The sequence below is a fragment of the Flavobacterium sp. genome, assembly GCF_036759525.1.
Taxonomy (GTDB): Bacteria; Bacteroidota; Bacteroidia; order Flavobacteriales; family Flavobacteriaceae; genus Flavobacterium.
In genome coordinates this window covers 28222-44458 of sequence record NZ_DAIOUN010000020.1, presented here as the reverse complement: position 1 = coordinate 44458, position 16237 = coordinate 28222, and the positions used below count along the sequence as shown (strand labels likewise).

Below are 16237 nucleotides of genomic sequence, written 5' to 3'. Positions count from 1 at the left end.
GGATGGAATGTTGGCTGGGGTTGGAACAATTGGTATGGACCCGGTTGGGGCTGGGGATGGAACAGTTGGTACGGACCCAATTGGGGATGGGGCTGGAATGGCGGTTTTGGATGGAACAATTGGCATAATGGATATTACAGAAGTAATTATGTATATAATGGTGGTAGAAGAGGCAGTGGTTATTACACAGGAAATAGAAACACTTCCGGCAACCGCTCATCCTATTACAATGGGAATAGAAGTTCATTGAATTCAAACAGAAACGGATTCAACAGAAGTTCACAGTTCTCTTCAACCAGAAGCCAAAACAATCAATCTGGTGTTCGTTCTAATACAAACTCGGGGAATAGAGGTCAAAATTACAATAACTCAAACCGAGGCAATCAAAATCCTTCAACTACTTCACCAAGATCAAATAATTCAAGAGGCAGTAGTACGCCCTCCTATTCAGGTTCACGATCTTCAGGAGGTTCATTTGGCGGTTCATCCGGAGGAGGTGGAAGATCATCCGGAGGTGGCGGAGGCAGAAGAGGCTAATCAGCTTTTTAAAACACTTACTATAAATTCAGTTAAATCGTAACTACTTTATGAAAAAGATACTATTTTCAATTGCCTTATTGGGTTGTAATCTTACCCTTTTGGCTCAAGAAATAACTCCTGCCAATGCCATGCAATATGCTATGGATAATTTAACCGGAACAGCTCGTTATAGAGCTATGAGTGGTGCATTTGGAGCTTTGGGAGGTGACCTATCGGCCCTAAACAGTAATCCCGCCGGTTCTGCGGTATTTAGATTTAATCAAGCATCGGGTACTTTAAGTAGCATCAATACCCGAAATAGTTCGTCTTATTTTGGTACACGAACAATTGAAAATGAATATGCTTTGGATTTAAATCAAGCCGGTGTAGTTTTTGTTTTTGCCAATCAAAATCCTGACAGTGATTGGAAAAAATTTAGTTTGGCCATCAATTACGAAAACAACTCCAATTTTGAAAATCAAATTTTTACCCGTGGAGTCAATCCTTCTCAATCTATTGATCGTTATTTTTTGAGATTTGCCAACGGACTTCCAAACGAAGGAGGTATTTTTTTAGACGTTTTAAATAATGCTTTCTTTGAAGATTTGAATTTTATTGACCAACAAGCTCTTTTAGGGTATAACGCCTATATTTTTAACCCTGTTGAAAATGTACCGGACAATTCACTTTATGTAAGCAATGTTCCTACTTTGGGCAATTATTATCAAGAAAACTTTACCTCCATAAATGGATACAATGGCAAACTAACCGGAAATTTTGCCACATCATACCAAGATAAATTGTACTTAGGAATTAACTTGAATGCTCATTTTACCGATGCTACAACTGTATCTTCTATATACGAAAGATACAACGCTTCGCAAGGATTACAATCTGTTCAATTTGACAATGAAACTTATACCTACGGGGGCGGATTTTCTTTTGCACTTGGAGCCATAGCTAAAATTTCTGAAAGTCTTAGATTGGGACTTACTTACGAATCTCCCACTTGGTACACTTTACATGACGAACAAAGACAACGCATCCGAACTTTTTGTAATACTTGTGCCTCAAACAATCCCATTATTTACGATCCAAATGTAACTATGATTTACGATTCCTATCGTTTGCAAACTCCTGGTAAGTGGTCTGCAAGTGGTGCTTATGTTTTTGGTAAAAGAGGTTTAATAAGTGTAGATTACAGTATGAAAGATTACAGCACTACTACCTACAGACCCAGAACCGATAGCTATTTGGAATCATTAAATGATTACATGAAAACAAATCTAACGGTTTCTAACGAATTGCGTATTGGAGGTGAATTCAAACACAAACAATGGAGTTTAAGAGGCGGTTATAGAATGGAAGAAAGTCCGTATAAAGAAAGAAAAATAATAGGTGATTTACAAGGTTACACCGGTGGTTTAGGTTATGATTTTGGTGATTCGAGAATTGATTTAGCTTATGCGTACAGTAGCAGAAAAATGGATTTTAATCTAATCAGTTCCGGAATGACAGACACTTCAAGGTTGACAACTATAAACAATAATATATCTGTAACGTACAGCATCAACTTTTAAAAGGTATTTAAAAGAAATTACAACCATCTCAAAAGGATGGTTTTTTTTGTTTTAAGTGTTATTCGAAAATAAAAATGTAATTTTGCAACCCCTTTCACACAATTGAATTCAATATGAGAACAAAAACAACCCGAAAAAACAAAATAAATGTAATCACTTTAGGATGCTCTAAAAATGTATACGATAGTGAGGTATTGATGGGCCAACTTAAAGCCAATGGAAAAGAAGTTGTTCATGAGGAAGAGGGAAACATTGTAGTAATTAATACCTGCGGATTTATTGATAATGCCAAAGCCGAATCGGTTACAACTATTCTGGAGTATGTAGATAAAAAAGAACAAGGCTTAGTAGATAAAGTATTTGTTACCGGCTGTTTATCCGAACGATACAAACCCGATTTGGAAAAAGAAATTCCAAATGTAGACCAATATTTCGGAACAACCGATTTACCTCAACTTTTAAAAGTTTTAGGAGCCGATTACAAACACGAACTTTTGGGTGAACGATTAACCACCACTCCAAAAAACTACGCTTATCTAAAAATTGCTGAAGGTTGTGATCGTCCCTGTAGTTTTTGTGCAATTCCACTCATGAGGGGAAAACATGTTTCTCAACCCATTGAGAAATTGGTTCAAGAAGCGAAATCTTTGGCTGCTAAAGGAGTAAAAGAACTTATTTTAATTGCACAAGACTTGACCTATTACGGTCTTGATTTGTATAAAAAAAGAAACTTAGCCGAACTCTTAGAAAATTTGGTAAAAGTTGAAGGAATTGAATGGATACGATTGCATTATGCTTTCCCAACAGGTTTTCCTATGGATGTTTTGGATTTAATGAAAAAAGAACCAAAAATCTGTAATTACATTGACATCCCTTTACAGCATATTTCAGACAGTATACTCAAATCTATGCGAAGAGGAACTACACAAGAAAAAACAACTCAATTATTAAAAGATTTCAGAGAGAAAGTTCCTGGAATAGCCATAAGAACAACATTAATTGTAGGTTATCCGGGTGAAACCGAAGAGGATTTTGAAATATTAAAAAAATGGGTAGAAGAAATGCGTTTTGAACGTTTAGGATGTTTTGCTTATTCACACGAAGAAAACACCCATGCCTATTTGTTAGAAGATAATGTTCCATTAGAAGTGAAACAACAACGCGTTTCGGAAATAATGGATATCCAATCTCAAATTTCATGGGATCTCAATCAAGAAAAGATTGGACAAACCTTTACTTGTATAATTGATCGAAAAGAAGGACCGTATTTTATTGGTAGAACCGAATTTGACAGCCCGGATGTTGATAATGAAGTTCTTATAGATGCGTCAAAATTCTATGTAAAAGTTGGCGACTTTTGTCAAATTAAAATTAGTGATGCCACAGAATTTGATTTATATGGAGAACCCATATCGTAAGATTCCTCAAAACTTTGAAAACTGATATTTATCATACTTAAAATGGTTTAGAGTTTGTAATTTTAATCAACAATTTAGATTAAAGTGTAACTTCAAAACCATAAATAATCATGATAAGTAAACATCCCATCATCCAAGAATTTCCGGAATATTTAGAAAAAATCAAACAATTAAATCATGAAAACGAAGAATTTCAAGTCTTATTGGATTCGTATCATTCTTTAGATTCTGAAATTTACAAAATAGAAACCGGAGAAATTCCTGCCACTGATGATACCTTAACACATCTCAGAAAAGATAGGGTTTTTTTGAAAGATGAAATTTTTAACTTTCTGAAAAATTAAATCTGAATAAAAAAACACCAATTTACATTGGTGTTTTTTTTATAATTCTTATTAACAAATTTTATCATATCTTTGGTATTCATTTTCAAAGTTATGCGTTATTTAATTTTATTTTTCCTAATCGTATTTTTTACCGAATCTCAAGCTCAAGTTGATCGAACTATCGGAAACTCTCAATACAGAAGAGCAAAAACTACTCCTTCAGAAAAATTAGATCCTGTTGAAGCTTCTTTGGAATATTTAAAGAAAGAACTTGCTTTGGATAGTTTTCAGGAAGCTGCAGTAAAAGTATATTTGCAAGAACACCATGAAGCCAGTAATAAAGCGGTGGGAATGGTAGATAATCCTGGTGATTTAAATACTAAACTAACTGAACTTTTAGATAAATTAAACGCCAATATCAATTCGGTTCTAACACCAGGTCAACAAGAAAAATTCAAAAAAATTCAGGACAAAACCAAAAAGAAATCCTAATTACAAAACCAATAAACCACATTTTCGGAGTTGATTAACCGATTTTGAATACCAAAATATTTCAAAATCAGGAAAATTATTTTCATAATCTTCTTTTACTTGTTGGAAATTCATTCTTGAAGGATTCAAAATTGAAATTTTGGATACTAATTCAAGCAACCATTCTCCTTTTTCTTTTTCAAGTAAAATTTCGACCGTGTCAATCTTGGAGTGAAAAGTCAACTTCATCATTTCCCATTTCTGACCTTTCTTAGATTTGGTAAATATTTCAGTTTTCGGGTTACCTCCTATCCAAACCAGTTTTGCAGTGGGTTTCGTATTGAAAGTCTCTTCTTTTTCCAAACAGGAAATAATGTAGTCCGGGGCAATTTTGGTTTTGGGAATTTTAAAATCGAACCATTCTTGTAATTCATAATCAAAACAAATTCCGTGCATATAATTAAAGAGTGATTTCTTCAATCCGAAGCTGAATTTATCATGATTGATACCGGTTTTGTCTGTAAACTGAATATCGTTATTGGCAAAAGTAATATCGTTTTGTTGTGGAATTACGCCAAATTCTTCCGGATACATTCCAACTGGAGAATGTGCTGTCATCGCAAATTGATGCCAAAAACCCGATTGTAAAATACCCAATTCAAACATTTGACGTACCATTTCCAAACTATCAATGGTTTCTTGAACTGTTTGGGTGGGATAACCGTACATCAAATAGGCATGAACCATGATACCGGACTCGGTAAAATTTCGGGTTACTTGAGCTACTTGTTCAACTGTAACTCCTTTTTTGATGAGTGCCAATAAACGATCGGACGCTACTTCCAATCCTCCGGAAACCGCAATACAACCGGAAGCTTTGAGGAGCTTACATAAATCGGCGGTAAAACTTTTTTCAAAGCGAATATTGGTCCACCAACTTACCGTTAATTTTCGTCTGAGAATTTCTAACGCCACTTCTTTCATCAAGGCTGGAGGAGCCGCTTCATCCACAAAATGAAAACCGTTTTCGCCGGTTTGGACAATGAGTTCTTCCATTCGATCTACCAATAATTTGGCAGCAACAGGCTCATACAATTTAATATAATCGAGTGAAATATCACAAAAAGTGCATTTTCCCCAATAGCAACCGTGAGCCATGGTGAGTTTGTTCCAACGACCATCACTCCAAAGACTGTGCATGGGATTCGCAATTTCGATTACGGAAATGTACTTATCCAAGTGCAAATCGGAATAATCAGGTGTGCCAACTTCCGATTGTTTGTAGTCGGGTTGAGTTGAGCTATTTTTGAAAACAACTTGGTTGTTTTCGAGAAGGAAAGTACGTTTATATTGGTTGCAAGAAATCTTTCCTTCATCAGAATGACAAACTGCACGATGTAAAAGTTCAATAGGTAATTCTCCATCATCCAACGTAATAAAATCGAAAAATTCGAAGACCCTTTTGTCTTTTAAATCCCGTAATTCAGTATTGGGAAAACCGCCACCCATGGCAGTTTTGATATCAGGAAAATGGGTTTTTATCCATTGTGCACTTCGAAAAGCACTGTATAAATTTCCCGGAAAAGGAACCGAGAAACAAACCAATTTGGGTTGAACTTCAATTAGTTTTTGATTTAGAATGGAAAGGGTAATTTCATCAATATACGTTGGTTTTTGAATCAATTGATGGTATAATTCGTCAAAGGAATTAGCACTTCGCCCCAATCTTTCAGCATAGCGACTAAACCCAAAATTTTCATCCACGCAAGCCACAATAAAATCAGATAAATCTTCGAGGTATAATGTAGCTAAATGTTTGGCTTTGTCTTGCATTCCCATGGTTCCAAAAGCATATTCCATATCATCCAACTGTTCAAAACGAGAAGCCTCGGGAAGAAAATTCCCGGAACAAATTTGACGAGCTAAAGTTGGATTTTTTCCTTGAAGAAAAGTAATGACAGAATCAATTGTTTGGATATAATCATTTTGTAAAGCATAAATCCTTTCACAATTCTCATCAACCTGAAACTTGAAACCTGAAACCTGAAACACTTTTTCTAAGCCTTTATTTGAAAATATATCCAAAATCACTTCAATACCTAAATCCATCTGAAAAGAGGAAATGTTTTTGGAATTTAGAAAACCTTTCAAATAAGCCGTAGCCGGATACGGTGTATTCAGTTGGGTGAAAGGTGGCGTTATGAGTACTAAATCTTTCAATGGAAAAAGCTTTGGGCAAAAATAAGCTGAAAAATTTTAATATTTCATTTCCTAACCAATTGTTAAACCCCTTTTCACTACTTTTATTTTCGTTAATTTTACGAAAACATTTTAAACTATGCCAACCGATTGTATTAGCTATCCAGAATCCGGATATTTTTCTGCGTTAATCAACGATTATCTGAATAAAAAACCGGAATTGAAAGGCTTGTATCATCGTTTTCCGAACTTGGAAAATTTTAAATTACAGTTGGAGGAAAAAGGGAATAATTTCAATGGCAATGACAATTTCAATGACAAAATCAATGGGAAATTTAAAAGGGAAATTTTAGTTTCTGTTTTGGAAAAACAATATGAGTCAATTGAAGCCTCTGATTCGACTTTAAATAACATTAAACTTTTAAAACAATCCAACACATTTACGATAACAACCGGACATCAGTTGAATTTGTTTACAGGACCGTTATATTTTTTGTATAAAATCATTTCGACAATTAATTTGTGTAAGGAATTAAAAAATGCCTTTCCAAAACACCATTTTGTACCCATATATTGGATGGCAACCGAAGATCACGATTTTGAAGAAATCAATTTTTTTAATTTCAAACATAAAAAAATCAGTTGGAATCGGGAAAGTTTTGGGCCGGTTGGACGATTATCAACTGAAGGTTTAGAAGAAGTATTGGCCGTTTTTGAATCGGAAATAGGTTTGGGTAAGAATGCCGAATATTTGAAAACATTATTCAAAAAAGCCTATGTTGAACACTCCAATTTAGCCGATGCCACACGGTTTTTAGCAAACGAATTGTTTACCAAAGAAGGTTTGGTTATTATTGATGGAGATGCTACCGATTTGAAAAAAATGTTTATTCCGTACATCAAAAATGAATTGCTAGATCAAACGGCATTTACAGAAGTAAATGAATCCATTCCTTTATTGGAATCGTATTCGGTGCAAGTGAATCCGAGAGAGATTAATTTGTTTTATATTGAAGACAATTTACGTGAGCGAATTGTTTTTGAACATGGAAGATATACTGTTCTCAATACAAAACTGACCTTTTCGGTAGAAGAAATTTTGAAAGAAGTTGACAACCATCCCGAAAAATTTAGTCCGAATGTGTTGCTTAGACCATTGTACCAAGAAGTCATTTTGCCAAATCTATGCTATATTGGTGGTGGTGGCGAAATAGCCTACTGGTTGGAATTAAAATCGTTTTTTGAAAGTCAGCATGTAATTTTTCCGATTTTGTTACTTCGCAATTCGGTTTTGTTGGCCACTGAAAAACAGGCCACAAAAGCAGATAAATTGCATTTGACCTGGCGAGATTTATTTTTAAATCAGCAAGAATTATTCAATCAAAAAACAAAATTACACTCTAATTTTACAATTGATTTTACACCTCAAAAAGAAGCTTTGAAAAAGCAATTTGAAGGTTTACATAAAATAGCAAAAACCACAGACAAATCGTTTTTAGGAGCTGTAAAAGCACAAGAAGTAAAGCAAATAAAAGGTTTGGAAAACCTTGAAAAACGTTTGTTGAAAGCCGAAAAACGTGTTCATCACGAACAATTAAATCGTATTCTTTCGTTGCAAAATGAATTATTCCCGAACCAAAGTTTACAGGAACGAAAAGTAAATTTTTCTGAATTTTATGTGGAATTTGGAGAAGAATTGATTGAAAAATTGTTGAATGAATTGAGACCTTTGGAAATGGAATTTAAAGTGGTGGTTTTGTAAAACAATGTATTTAAATGGTTTACTACCTAGCCCCGATTGCAGTGGAAATCTTTGGGTTGGCGAGCTTAACTCGCGAACCAAAAATTGGAACGAAAAGCGGGAAAATGGATTCCTGAAAAAGCCCAAGCTATTGGCTCCAAAAAAACTTGAAACCTGAAACTTGAAACTTAAAACAAAAACCTTACCTTTGCACCCGAATTAAAAAATATAAAAATGGCTACAAATAGAACATTTACCATGATTAAGCCTGATGCTGTTGAAAAAGGACACATCGGAGGAATTTTAAATATGATTACAGAGGGCGGTTTCAAAATCGTTTCTTTGAAATTAACACAATTAACGGTTGCGGATGCACAAAAATTTTATGCAGTCCATTCTGCAAGACCATTCTTTGGTGAATTGGTTGAATTTATGACAAGAGGTCCTATTGTTGCTGCTATCTTAGAAAAAGAAAATGCAGTGGAAGATTTCAGAAAATTAATTGGGGCAACCAATCCGGCAGAAGCTGCAGAAGGAACTATTCGTAAAAAATATGCTACTTCTATAGGTGAAAACGCTGTTCACGGTTCGGATTCTGATGAAAATGCTGCAATTGAAAGTGCATTTCATTTTGCCGGAAGAGAAATGTTTTAGTTGACAGTCTCAGTTTACAGTCACAGTTGACAACATAAAAAAATCCCTTTTTTTAAAAGGGATTTTTTAATTTATAGTATCAGCAGTACTAAAACTGAAAACTGGGACTGCGACTGAAAACTACCTTAAAACCAACTCCTTCACTACTTCTTTACGTAATTCATCGTTGAGTAGCGTGATAATTTTTTGTTTACCATAACTCAATTCTTCTCTTAAAACGGCTGAAGACAAAGTCACGTATAAGGTTGAACCCTTTAAGATTACTTCTCTTGTATAGGTATTCACGCCATTGCCCATCAAATCTTTCCATGCCTTTTCTACATCAATTTTATCCATACCGGATTGCAATTTATTGTTTTCAATAAAGGCTTTCAAAACTTCTGAAACGGGACTATCGTTATGCAATCTTTTGCTCATTATTGAATAGAAATGGGTTTAAAACGTTTGTAATGATACTCAAAACCTTGCTCATTTTTTACAATCAAAATACTATCTGTCAAAACTTGAATTTGTTCTTTCCATTTGGAATACTTGGTTTGATAAAACAGGTAAAAATGTCCGGAACTATCTTTTATCTGAATAGTTTCAAATTCATCATTGGTTAGATAGGTTCCATCCAATTGGGGTGTAACTTTTTTACGAAATCCCTTTTCATTTTTCCATTCAATAAAATCTACGGTTTCATTAACAGTATATTCTTTTTTTTCATGGTTGGGGAATTCTACTTTTTGAATTTCCCAATAGCCATTTATCTTAGAAAGAGATTCTTTTGAAACTTTATCTTGACAAGAAGTAAAAATAAAAACCACAAACAAATAAAAAAATATAGATTTCATTATCCAAAAAATAAAACATAAAAGTACGATTATTTTAAAGGAATTAAAAGTAAATTTGACTAAACCTTTTGACAAAATTGAAGTCCAATACCAAAAGTCATCTTATGAAAAAGTTATCTTTTCTTTTATGTATCACAATTTTATTGGTCAATTGTTCCTCAGATGGAAATCCGGCTGATCAAAATCCAACAGAAACCCTGTATTTTCCACCCATCACCGGAACTACATGGGAAACCAAATCTATGAGTTCTTTGGGTTGGAATGAAAGTCAAGTACCCACTCTTTTAAATTATTTAGAAGAAAAACACACCAAAGGTTTTATTATATTGGTAAATGGAAGAATTGTCATGGAAAACTACTTCAACGGACATACGGCAACTACACCGTGGTATTGGGCTAGTGCGGGAAAAACCTTAACCACTGCTACAGTTGGAATTGCCCAACAACAAGGATTATTGCACATTAATGATAAAGTTTCAGATTATATAGGAATCGGATGGACCTCTGCTCCTATTGCCAAAGAAAATTTAATTACCAATAAGCATTTATTATCAATGACCTCAGGACTAAATGATGAGTTAGGAAATGGAAATTCACCTTCAGAATTAGTCTATTTAGCAGATGCCGGAACCAGATGGGCTTATCATAATGTCTTTGAAAAGTTACAAGATGTGGTAGCTCAAGCTTCAAATCAAACTTTTACAAACTATTTTACTACCCATTTGAAAAATAAAATTGGGATGACAGGAACTTGGATAAATGTTGATGAATTTAATGTGTATTGGAGTACAACCCGAAGTGCAGCTCGTTTTGGATTATTGGCATTGAACAAAGGAAAATGGCAAAATGAAACTATAGTTCCGGAAGCTTTTATGATAGAATCTATATCACCTTCACAAACTTTAAACAATGCCTATGGCTATTTATGGTGGTTAAACGGAAAAGCCAACTACAGATTACCACAAACACAATTGCAATTTCCGGGAAGTTTAATTCCGAATGCTCCGGCAGATATGGTTTGCGGATTGGGGAAAAATGACCAAAAAATTTATGTTATTCCCAGTAAAAAAATGGTTGTTATTCGCCTTGGCGAAGTAGCTGATGGTGAAAATTTTGCCTTATCAAATTTTGACAATGAGTTATGGGCTAAAATCAATGCCGTTATAAATTAATCCCGTATTTTTCTTGTAAATAATACACTAAATCTACTTCGTAATAACGTATTACAATTATAAATAACGCTCCAAAAAGAGCTAAAACCCAATTGTATTTTTTATAGAATATGACATAAGCTGAAGAAATACCCAATAATACAAATGGAACGGTTAGAATTAAATTAGGAACAACCCAAGCACCTCTTACTATTGCTAAAGATTTGAGCAACACAAAAAAAAGACAATAAAACGAAACAATTTTAGTTAACGATACTAGATATTTATTATAAATCTTTGGCTCTTCCATTATTTAAAAAAAGAATCTACAAATTCGAATTTATTAAAAACTTGAAGGTCTTCAATTCCCTCTCCAACACCAATATATTTTACCGGAATTTGAAATTGGTCAGAAATTCCAATTACCACACCACCTTTGGCTGTTCCGTCTAATTTGGTTACTGCCAAACACGAAACTTCGGTAGCTGCAGTAAACTCCTTAGCTTGTTCGAAAGCATTTTGTCCGGTAGATCCATCTAAAACTAACAATACATCGTGAGGTGCATCGCCAACCACTTTTTGCATGACGCGTTTTACTTTAGTTAGTTCGTTCATTAAGTTTACTTTATTGTGTAAACGACCGGCTGTATCGATAATTACAACATCTGCACCTTGTGTAACAGCACTTTGTAGTGTATCAAAAGCTACCGATGCCGGATCACTACCCATTTGTTGTCTTACAATAGGCACACCTACTCTATCTGCCCAAATTTGGAGTTGATCTATTGCTGCGGCTCTAAACGTATCTGCAGCACCAAGTACTACTTTATGTCCTGCCTTTTTAAATTGATAGGCTAATTTTCCAATGGTTGTAGTTTTGCCCACTCCATTAACACCAACAACCATAATCACATAGGGTTTTGTATGAATAGGAACTTCAAACTCTGTAGCTTCTCCGGAATTGGTTTCAGATAAGAGTCCGGCAATTTCTTCGCGAAGAATTTTATTTAATTCATCTGTTCCTAAATATTTATCTCTTGCAACACGGTCTTCAATACGATCAATAATTTTTAAAGTCGTTTTTACTCCCACATCAGAGGTCACTAAAACTTCCTCTAAATTATCCAAAACATCCTCGTCAACAGTTGACTTACCGGCAACAGCTTTTGACAATTTGGCAAAAAATGAAGTTTTCGTTTGTTCTAGACCTTTATCTAGTGTTTCTTTTTTATCCGATGAAAATATGCGTTTGAAAAAGCTCATTTTAAGTACTATTTTAAGTAGTAGAGTACAAATATAAAAATAAAAAAGCTACTCTCAGAGAAAGTAGCTTGGGTATAATACGATTAGAACGATTATTTCTTTTTTAAGAAAGAATCAACTTCTTCTGGATTCATAACAGATTCAACAAAAGTATAAGCTCCCGTTTTAGGAGATTTTACCATTTTAATGGCTTTAGTTAATCTTTTTGAAGCTGTTTGTAACGTTGCTACGGTTTTCTTTGCCATTTCTTTTCTTATTTAATTTCTTTGTGAACAGTAACTCTCTTCAAAATTGGATTAAATTTTTTAATCTCTAATCTATCTGGAGTGTTTTTTTTGTTTTTTGTTGTAATATAACGAGAAGTTCCAGGAACACCTGATGTTTTGTGCTCTGTACATTCTAAAATTACTTGAATTCTATTACCTTTCTTTGCCATTGTAATGTATATTTAGAAGGTTAAATTACGAAATAAATCCGTTAGCTTTTGCATCTTTCAACACAGCAGCCAAACCTTTTTTGTTAATAGTTTTAATAGTAGATGCAGCTACTCTCAACGTGATCCATCTGTCTTCTTCTGCAAGATAGAAACGTTTTTTAACTAAGTTCACAGAAAACTTTCTCTTAGTTTTGTTCATAGCGTGAGAAACGTTGTTTCCAACCATCGCTCTTTTACCTGTAAGGTCACAAACTCTTGACATTATGCTTATCTTTTATCGTTATTCAAAATCAGGGTGCAAAGAAACGAAAAAGGAATCTATTACACAAACAAATTTTAGTAGTTTTTTAAAATTTCTTTTAAAAGCAGTTCAAGTCCTTTATTTACTGCTCTGTCAATCACTTTTTGTCTGGGTTGACCAAAATTAAAAGCTTCCGAAAAAAAGCCTTTGGGTGTTGCAATTGCTATACAAACCGAACCTAAATCAGCATCGGCATCACCTTTTGATGGTCCTGCGTTACCGGTTGTAGCGATAGCAAAATCGGCTTTCATTAATTTTTGAACGCCTTGGGCCATTTCTTCAGCAACAGATTGGCTCACTACTGAAAAAGTATCTATTGTTTTGGGTTTTACTCCAAGTATTTCAATTTTGGTATCGGTAGCATAAGAAACCACGCTACCTCTAAAATAAGCCGATGAACCTGCTACAGAAGTAAGTGTTTCTGCAATTTTTCCTCCGGTGCAACTTTCTGCGGTAGCAAGTGTAAAACCTTTTTCTTTGAGTAAATTACCCAAAACCACTTCGATAGGTTCATCTTCTTCAAATCCTACAATAATATCGCCGATAATTTCGGTTAAGCTGCCCACTAATTGTTGAATCGTATTGTGCAAAACCTGCTCTTCTTTTCCTCTGGCAGTTAAACGTAATCGCACGCGACCCGGACTGGGCAAATAGGCTAATTTTACAAATTCAGGTAAATTATTTTCCCATTCTTCAATGCGTTGAGCTACGATACTTTCTCCTTGACCATAAGTTAAAATGGTTTTGTGAAGAATATACGGGCGTTCATATTCTTTGACAATTTTAGGAATAAGTTGATGGGTAACTATTGCTTTCATTTCATAGGGTACACCCGGCATAGAGACAAAAACTGTATTTTCTTTTTGCATCCACATTCCCGGTGCAGTTCCAAACTGATTGTGAAGCACTATGGCTTTAGAAGGCACCAAAGCTTGGTCTTTATTGACCTGTAAAACTGTAAAATTGAGTTTCATAAATAAAGCTTCAATGTGTTTTTCTACCGCATCATTTCGTACTAAAACGTCATTAAAATAGTCGCAAAAAGTAATTTTTGTTATATCGTCTTTTGTAGGTCCGAGTCCACCGGTGATAAGCACAAAATCAACTTGGTTTTGTACTTTGGCAAAGGTATCTAAGATATGCTTTTTGTCATCACTAATGGAGATCATTTCATGGACTTGAATTCCGATTTTCTCCAATTCTTTGGCTATAAAACCGGAATTGGTATCGGTAATTTGTCCGATAAGAATTTCGTCGCCAATGGTAATGATGGTTGCTTTCAATTGGATTGTTTGATTTTTCCGATTTTTAGATAGTTCGACTGTTGGGCTTTTGGAAAGTTCTTTTTTTGATTCGGCTATACCTAGCCCGGATAGAAGCGGAAAGCCCGCAGGAATTAAAACTTTTTTTTTCTTCACTTTTTAGGGCGACCAAAGGAAGCCACAAAAAAGGGTTAGAAAAATAGGTTTTAAGGCCGAGGACTTATAGCGGATAGCCGGAATAGCTTCTTATAAATCGAAATCTTTATTGATTTCTTTTACCGCTTTTTCAACTTGGTCTTCAATACTTTTGAAAATCTCCTTAATTTCTTTGCGTTTCCCTTCGCGTTTGGTCCAGGCTTCTACTTGAAGAATTTCTTCATACGCCACATTCATTCCCAACAAATCGAGTGTAGGTTTGATTTTGTGTGCGTAACTGTAAGCTAATTTATGGTTCTTTTCTTCTATACCTTGCTTGATAAACTTCATATCTTCCGGTACTTCGCTTACAAAAAGCGTGATAATTTGGAGAACAAATTCCGGATCGTTATCTGAAAGTGCATAGACTTTGGCTAAGTTATAATGTAATGCCATTTTTATTTTACTTGTATTCTAAATAGTTTTTGGTCTTCTATAAACCCTTCTAAAAGGTCGTTTGGTTTGACAGGAGCCACTCCTTCGGGAGTACCTGTAAAAATTATATCCCCTATTTTAAGAGTAAAAAATTGGGAAACATAGGAAATAAGCTCATCTATTTTCCATAACATATGGCTGGTATTTCCTTTTTGAACGGTGTTTCCATTGTTCTTTAATTCAAAATTAATATTTTCAACGGAACTAAATTCTTTTTTCGATAAAAAGTTGCCAATAACCGCTGAACCGTCAAAAGCTTTGGCTTTTTCCCAAGGTAACCCTTTTTCTTTTAGTTTGGCTTGTAAATCACGAGCGGTGAAATCGATTCCAAGGCCGATTTCGTCGTAGTAGTTTGGTGCAAATTTGGCATCGATATATTTTCCGACTTTATTGATTCGTACAATAATTTCAACCTCATGGTGAATGTCATCACTAAACTCCGGAATTACAAACGGATGTTGTTTCAATAAAATTGCACTGTCCGGTTTTAGAAAAACCACAGGCTCATCGGGTCGCTCGTTTTGGAGTTCTTCGATGTGTTTGGTGTAATTTCGTCCGATGCAGATGATTTTCATTTCTTTCTGAGTTACTAAGAAACTGAGTTGTTAAGAATCTAAGTAAGTTTATTGTTTAATTTTCTGAGTTTGATGGCGGTGAGCACTTTTTTAGTATATAATGGAAAATCGGCATTTTGAATCCAACCAAAATAACCGGGCTCATCTTCCAGTACTTTATCAACTACCGCTCCTTTGTGTTTACCAAAGGTAAATATTTCTTGACCTTTATCATTTAAGGCAATAAATCCGGCAAAATCAACCGATTTTTTTCGAGTGGTGAATTCAGAGAGCGATTTCATGTCGTTTTCCAATTCGGGATAGCGATCGAGTTGAGCTTTCAAAATTTCGTAAGTTGCCAAAGTATCGGCTTCTGCGGAATGAGCATTTTCGAGTGTTTGGCCACAATAAAACTTATAGGCCGCACTCAAGGTGCGTTCTTCCATTTTATGGAAAATGGTTTGAATGTCAACCGAAACCCGATTTTTCATATCAAAATCAACTCCGGCACGCAACAATTCTTCGGCCAACAGAGGAATATCAAAACGATCTGAATTAAATCCGGCTAAATCGGCATCTTTAATCATGTTGTAAATCTGACCGGAAAGTTCTTTGAAAGTAGGTTCATTGGCCACCTTTTCATCTGTTATACCATGAACTTGAGAGGCCAGAAAAGGAATTTTCATTTCAGGATTTACCAACCATGTTTTACTTTCTTTATTTCCGTTGGGATAAACTTTAAATATAGCAATTTCGACAATTCGGTCTTTTGCGACATCTACTCCTGTAGTTTCGAGGTCAAAAAAACAGATGGGTCGGTTTAATTTGAGTTCCATTTTGAAAATTTAGAGGGCAAATATAAGAGATTAAATGAACCATTGAACGATGGCTGTTTT

19 protein-coding genes and 1 pseudogene are annotated in these 16237 nt (G+C 34.7%); 8 read left to right on the top strand and 12 right to left on the bottom strand.

Going from position 1 to position 16237, the window contains the following annotated elements:
* The 5 genes and pseudogenes from V7M80_RS11660 to V7M80_RS11640 all read left to right on the top strand — a co-directional run.
* Positions 1–537, top strand: a pseudogene (locus tag V7M80_RS11660) (hypothetical protein); the annotation flags it as partial.
* Between the two features lie 50 nt (positions 538–587).
* Entirely contained in the window at positions 588–2099 is a 1512-nt protein-coding gene (locus V7M80_RS11655; protein ID WP_333696344.1) for an OmpP1/FadL family transporter, read from the top strand.
* 113 nt (positions 2100–2212) lie between these two features.
* Positions 2213–3517 (top strand): 30S ribosomal protein S12 methylthiotransferase RimO, encoded by a 1305-nt coding sequence (gene rimO, locus V7M80_RS11650; RefSeq protein ID WP_333696342.1) that lies wholly within the window; start codon positions 2213–2215, stop codon positions 3515–3517.
* A gap of 110 nt (positions 3518–3627) precedes the next feature.
* Entirely contained in the window at positions 3628–3861 is a 234-nt protein-coding gene (locus tag V7M80_RS11645) for a DUF465 domain-containing protein (RefSeq protein WP_333696340.1), read from the top strand.
* 93 nt (positions 3862–3954) lie between these two features.
* Complete coding sequence (locus V7M80_RS11640) at positions 3955–4335, top strand: hypothetical protein (protein ID WP_333696339.1); 381 nt, start codon at positions 3955–3957, stop codon at positions 4333–4335.
* Here V7M80_RS11640 and V7M80_RS11635 read toward each other — a convergent pair whose 3' ends face one another.
* A complete protein-coding gene (locus V7M80_RS11635) occupies positions 4336–6534 on the bottom strand; it encodes a B12-binding domain-containing radical SAM protein (RefSeq protein WP_333696337.1) in 2199 nt (732 codons plus the stop codon).
* Between the two features lie 118 nt (positions 6535–6652).
* Here V7M80_RS11635 and bshC point away from each other — a divergent pair, with 118 nt between their 5' ends.
* Together bshC and V7M80_RS11625 are read left to right on the top strand one after the other, a co-directional pair.
* Positions 6653–8275, top strand: coding sequence for a bacillithiol biosynthesis cysteine-adding enzyme BshC (gene bshC / locus V7M80_RS11630; RefSeq protein ID WP_333696335.1), 1623 nt, complete (start codon positions 6653–6655; stop codon positions 8273–8275).
* 213 nt (positions 8276–8488) lie between these two features.
* A complete protein-coding gene (locus V7M80_RS11625) occupies positions 8489–8908 on the top strand; it encodes a nucleoside-diphosphate kinase (protein WP_333696333.1) in 420 nt (139 codons plus the stop codon).
* A gap of 120 nt (positions 8909–9028) precedes the next feature.
* Here V7M80_RS11625 and V7M80_RS11620 read toward each other — a convergent pair whose 3' ends face one another.
* Both V7M80_RS11620 and V7M80_RS11615 read right to left on the bottom strand, forming a co-directional pair.
* Positions 9029–9325 carry a DUF721 domain-containing protein gene (locus V7M80_RS11620; protein WP_333696332.1) on the bottom strand — a complete coding sequence of 99 codons (297 nt, stop codon included), beginning with the start codon at positions 9323–9325 and terminating at the stop codon, positions 9029–9031.
* Positions 9325–9744: a hypothetical protein gene (locus tag V7M80_RS11615; RefSeq protein WP_333696331.1), complete on the bottom strand. Its 420-nt coding sequence runs from the start codon at positions 9742–9744 to the stop codon at positions 9325–9327. Before V7M80_RS11615 ends, V7M80_RS11620 begins: the two co-directional genes overlap by 1 nt.
* A 104-nt stretch (positions 9745–9848) precedes the next feature.
* Between V7M80_RS11615 and V7M80_RS11610 the strand changes: the two genes are divergently transcribed.
* On the top strand, positions 9849–10916 hold the full coding sequence (locus V7M80_RS11610) for a serine hydrolase domain-containing protein (protein ID WP_333696330.1): 1068 nt from the start codon (positions 9849–9851) through the stop codon (positions 10914–10916).
* Here the strand turns inward: V7M80_RS11610 and V7M80_RS11605 are convergent.
* From V7M80_RS11605 to V7M80_RS11565, 9 genes are all read right to left on the bottom strand, one after another.
* Complete coding sequence (locus V7M80_RS11605) at positions 10906–11205, bottom strand: hypothetical protein (protein WP_333696329.1); 300 nt, start codon at positions 11203–11205, stop codon at positions 10906–10908. The genes V7M80_RS11610 and V7M80_RS11605 overlap by 11 nt on opposite strands.
* Positions 11205–12158, bottom strand: coding sequence for a signal recognition particle-docking protein FtsY (ftsY, locus tag V7M80_RS11600; protein ID WP_333696328.1), 954 nt, complete (start codon positions 12156–12158; stop codon positions 11205–11207). Before ftsY ends, V7M80_RS11605 begins: the two co-directional genes overlap by 1 nt.
* A 92-nt stretch (positions 12159–12250) precedes the next feature.
* Positions 12251–12403, bottom strand: coding sequence for a DUF4295 domain-containing protein (locus tag V7M80_RS11595; protein WP_333696327.1), 153 nt, complete (start codon positions 12401–12403; stop codon positions 12251–12253).
* 8 nt (positions 12404–12411) lie between these two features.
* Positions 12412–12594 (bottom strand): 50S ribosomal protein L33, encoded by a 183-nt coding sequence (rpmG, locus tag V7M80_RS11590; RefSeq protein WP_008253902.1) that lies wholly within the window; start codon positions 12592–12594, stop codon positions 12412–12414.
* Between the two features lie 25 nt (positions 12595–12619).
* Entirely contained in the window at positions 12620–12856 is a 237-nt protein-coding gene (gene rpmB / locus V7M80_RS11585) for a 50S ribosomal protein L28 (protein ID WP_026711523.1), read from the bottom strand.
* A 74-nt stretch (positions 12857–12930) separates the two neighbouring features.
* Positions 12931–14178, bottom strand: a complete 1248-nt coding sequence (locus tag V7M80_RS11580) for a CinA family nicotinamide mononucleotide deamidase-related protein (protein WP_333696346.1) — start codon at positions 14176–14178, stop codon at positions 12931–12933.
* Between the two features lie 225 nt (positions 14179–14403).
* Positions 14404–14748, bottom strand: a complete 345-nt coding sequence (locus V7M80_RS11575) for an Hpt domain-containing protein (protein ID WP_333696270.1) — start codon at positions 14746–14748, stop codon at positions 14404–14406.
* 2 nt (positions 14749–14750) lie between these two features.
* Complete coding sequence (locus tag V7M80_RS11570; protein WP_333696269.1) at positions 14751–15362, bottom strand: fumarylacetoacetate hydrolase family protein; 612 nt, start codon at positions 15360–15362, stop codon at positions 14751–14753.
* A 38-nt stretch (positions 15363–15400) separates the two neighbouring features.
* Positions 15401–16177 (bottom strand): 3'-5' exonuclease, encoded by a 777-nt coding sequence (locus V7M80_RS11565; RefSeq protein WP_333696267.1) that lies wholly within the window; start codon positions 16175–16177, stop codon positions 15401–15403.
* Positions 16178–16237: the final 60 nt, after the last annotated feature.

What these genes read in the sequence shown, in the direction of transcription:
- V7M80_RS11640 (WP_333696339.1), top strand. Translation starts at nt 3,955, where the DNA reads ATGCGTTATTTAATTTTATTTTTCCTAATCGTATTTTTTACCGAATCT.
- rimO (WP_333696342.1), top strand. Translation starts at nt 2,213, where the DNA reads ATGAGAACAAAAACAACCCGAAAAAACAAAATAAATGTAATCACTTTA.
- rpmG (WP_008253902.1), bottom strand. Translation starts at nt 12,594, where the DNA reads ATGGCAAAGAAAGGTAATAGAATTCAAGTAATTTTAGAATGTACAGAG.
- V7M80_RS11605 (WP_333696329.1), bottom strand. Translation starts at nt 11,205, where the DNA reads ATGGAAGAGCCAAAGATTTATAATAAATATCTAGTATCGTTAACTAAA.
- V7M80_RS11615 (WP_333696331.1), bottom strand. Translation starts at nt 9,744, where the DNA reads ATGAAATCTATATTTTTTTATTTGTTTGTGGTTTTTATTTTTACTTCT.
- bshC (WP_333696335.1), top strand. Translation starts at nt 6,653, where the DNA reads ATGCCAACCGATTGTATTAGCTATCCAGAATCCGGATATTTTTCTGCG.
- ftsY (WP_333696328.1), bottom strand. Translation starts at nt 12,158, where the DNA reads ATGAGCTTTTTCAAACGCATATTTTCATCGGATAAAAAAGAAACACTA.
- V7M80_RS11610 (WP_333696330.1), top strand. Translation starts at nt 9,849, where the DNA reads ATGAAAAAGTTATCTTTTCTTTTATGTATCACAATTTTATTGGTCAAT.
- V7M80_RS11645 (WP_333696340.1), top strand. Translation starts at nt 3,628, where the DNA reads ATGATAAGTAAACATCCCATCATCCAAGAATTTCCGGAATATTTAGAA.
- rpmB (WP_026711523.1), bottom strand. Translation starts at nt 12,856, where the DNA reads ATGTCAAGAGTTTGTGACCTTACAGGTAAAAGAGCGATGGTTGGAAAC.
- V7M80_RS11655 (WP_333696344.1), top strand. Translation starts at nt 588, where the DNA reads ATGAAAAAGATACTATTTTCAATTGCCTTATTGGGTTGTAATCTTACC.
- V7M80_RS11625 (WP_333696333.1), top strand. Translation starts at nt 8,489, where the DNA reads ATGGCTACAAATAGAACATTTACCATGATTAAGCCTGATGCTGTTGAA.
- V7M80_RS11575 (WP_333696270.1), bottom strand. Translation starts at nt 14,748, where the DNA reads ATGGCATTACATTATAACTTAGCCAAAGTCTATGCACTTTCAGATAAC.
- V7M80_RS11595 (WP_333696327.1), bottom strand. Translation starts at nt 12,403, where the DNA reads ATGGCAAAGAAAACCGTAGCAACGTTACAAACAGCTTCAAAAAGATTA.
- V7M80_RS11565 (WP_333696267.1), bottom strand. Translation starts at nt 16,177, where the DNA reads ATGGAACTCAAATTAAACCGACCCATCTGTTTTTTTGACCTCGAAACT.
- V7M80_RS11620 (WP_333696332.1), bottom strand. Translation starts at nt 9,325, where the DNA reads ATGAGCAAAAGATTGCATAACGATAGTCCCGTTTCAGAAGTTTTGAAA.
- V7M80_RS11570 (WP_333696269.1), bottom strand. Translation starts at nt 15,362, where the DNA reads ATGAAAATCATCTGCATCGGACGAAATTACACCAAACACATCGAAGAA.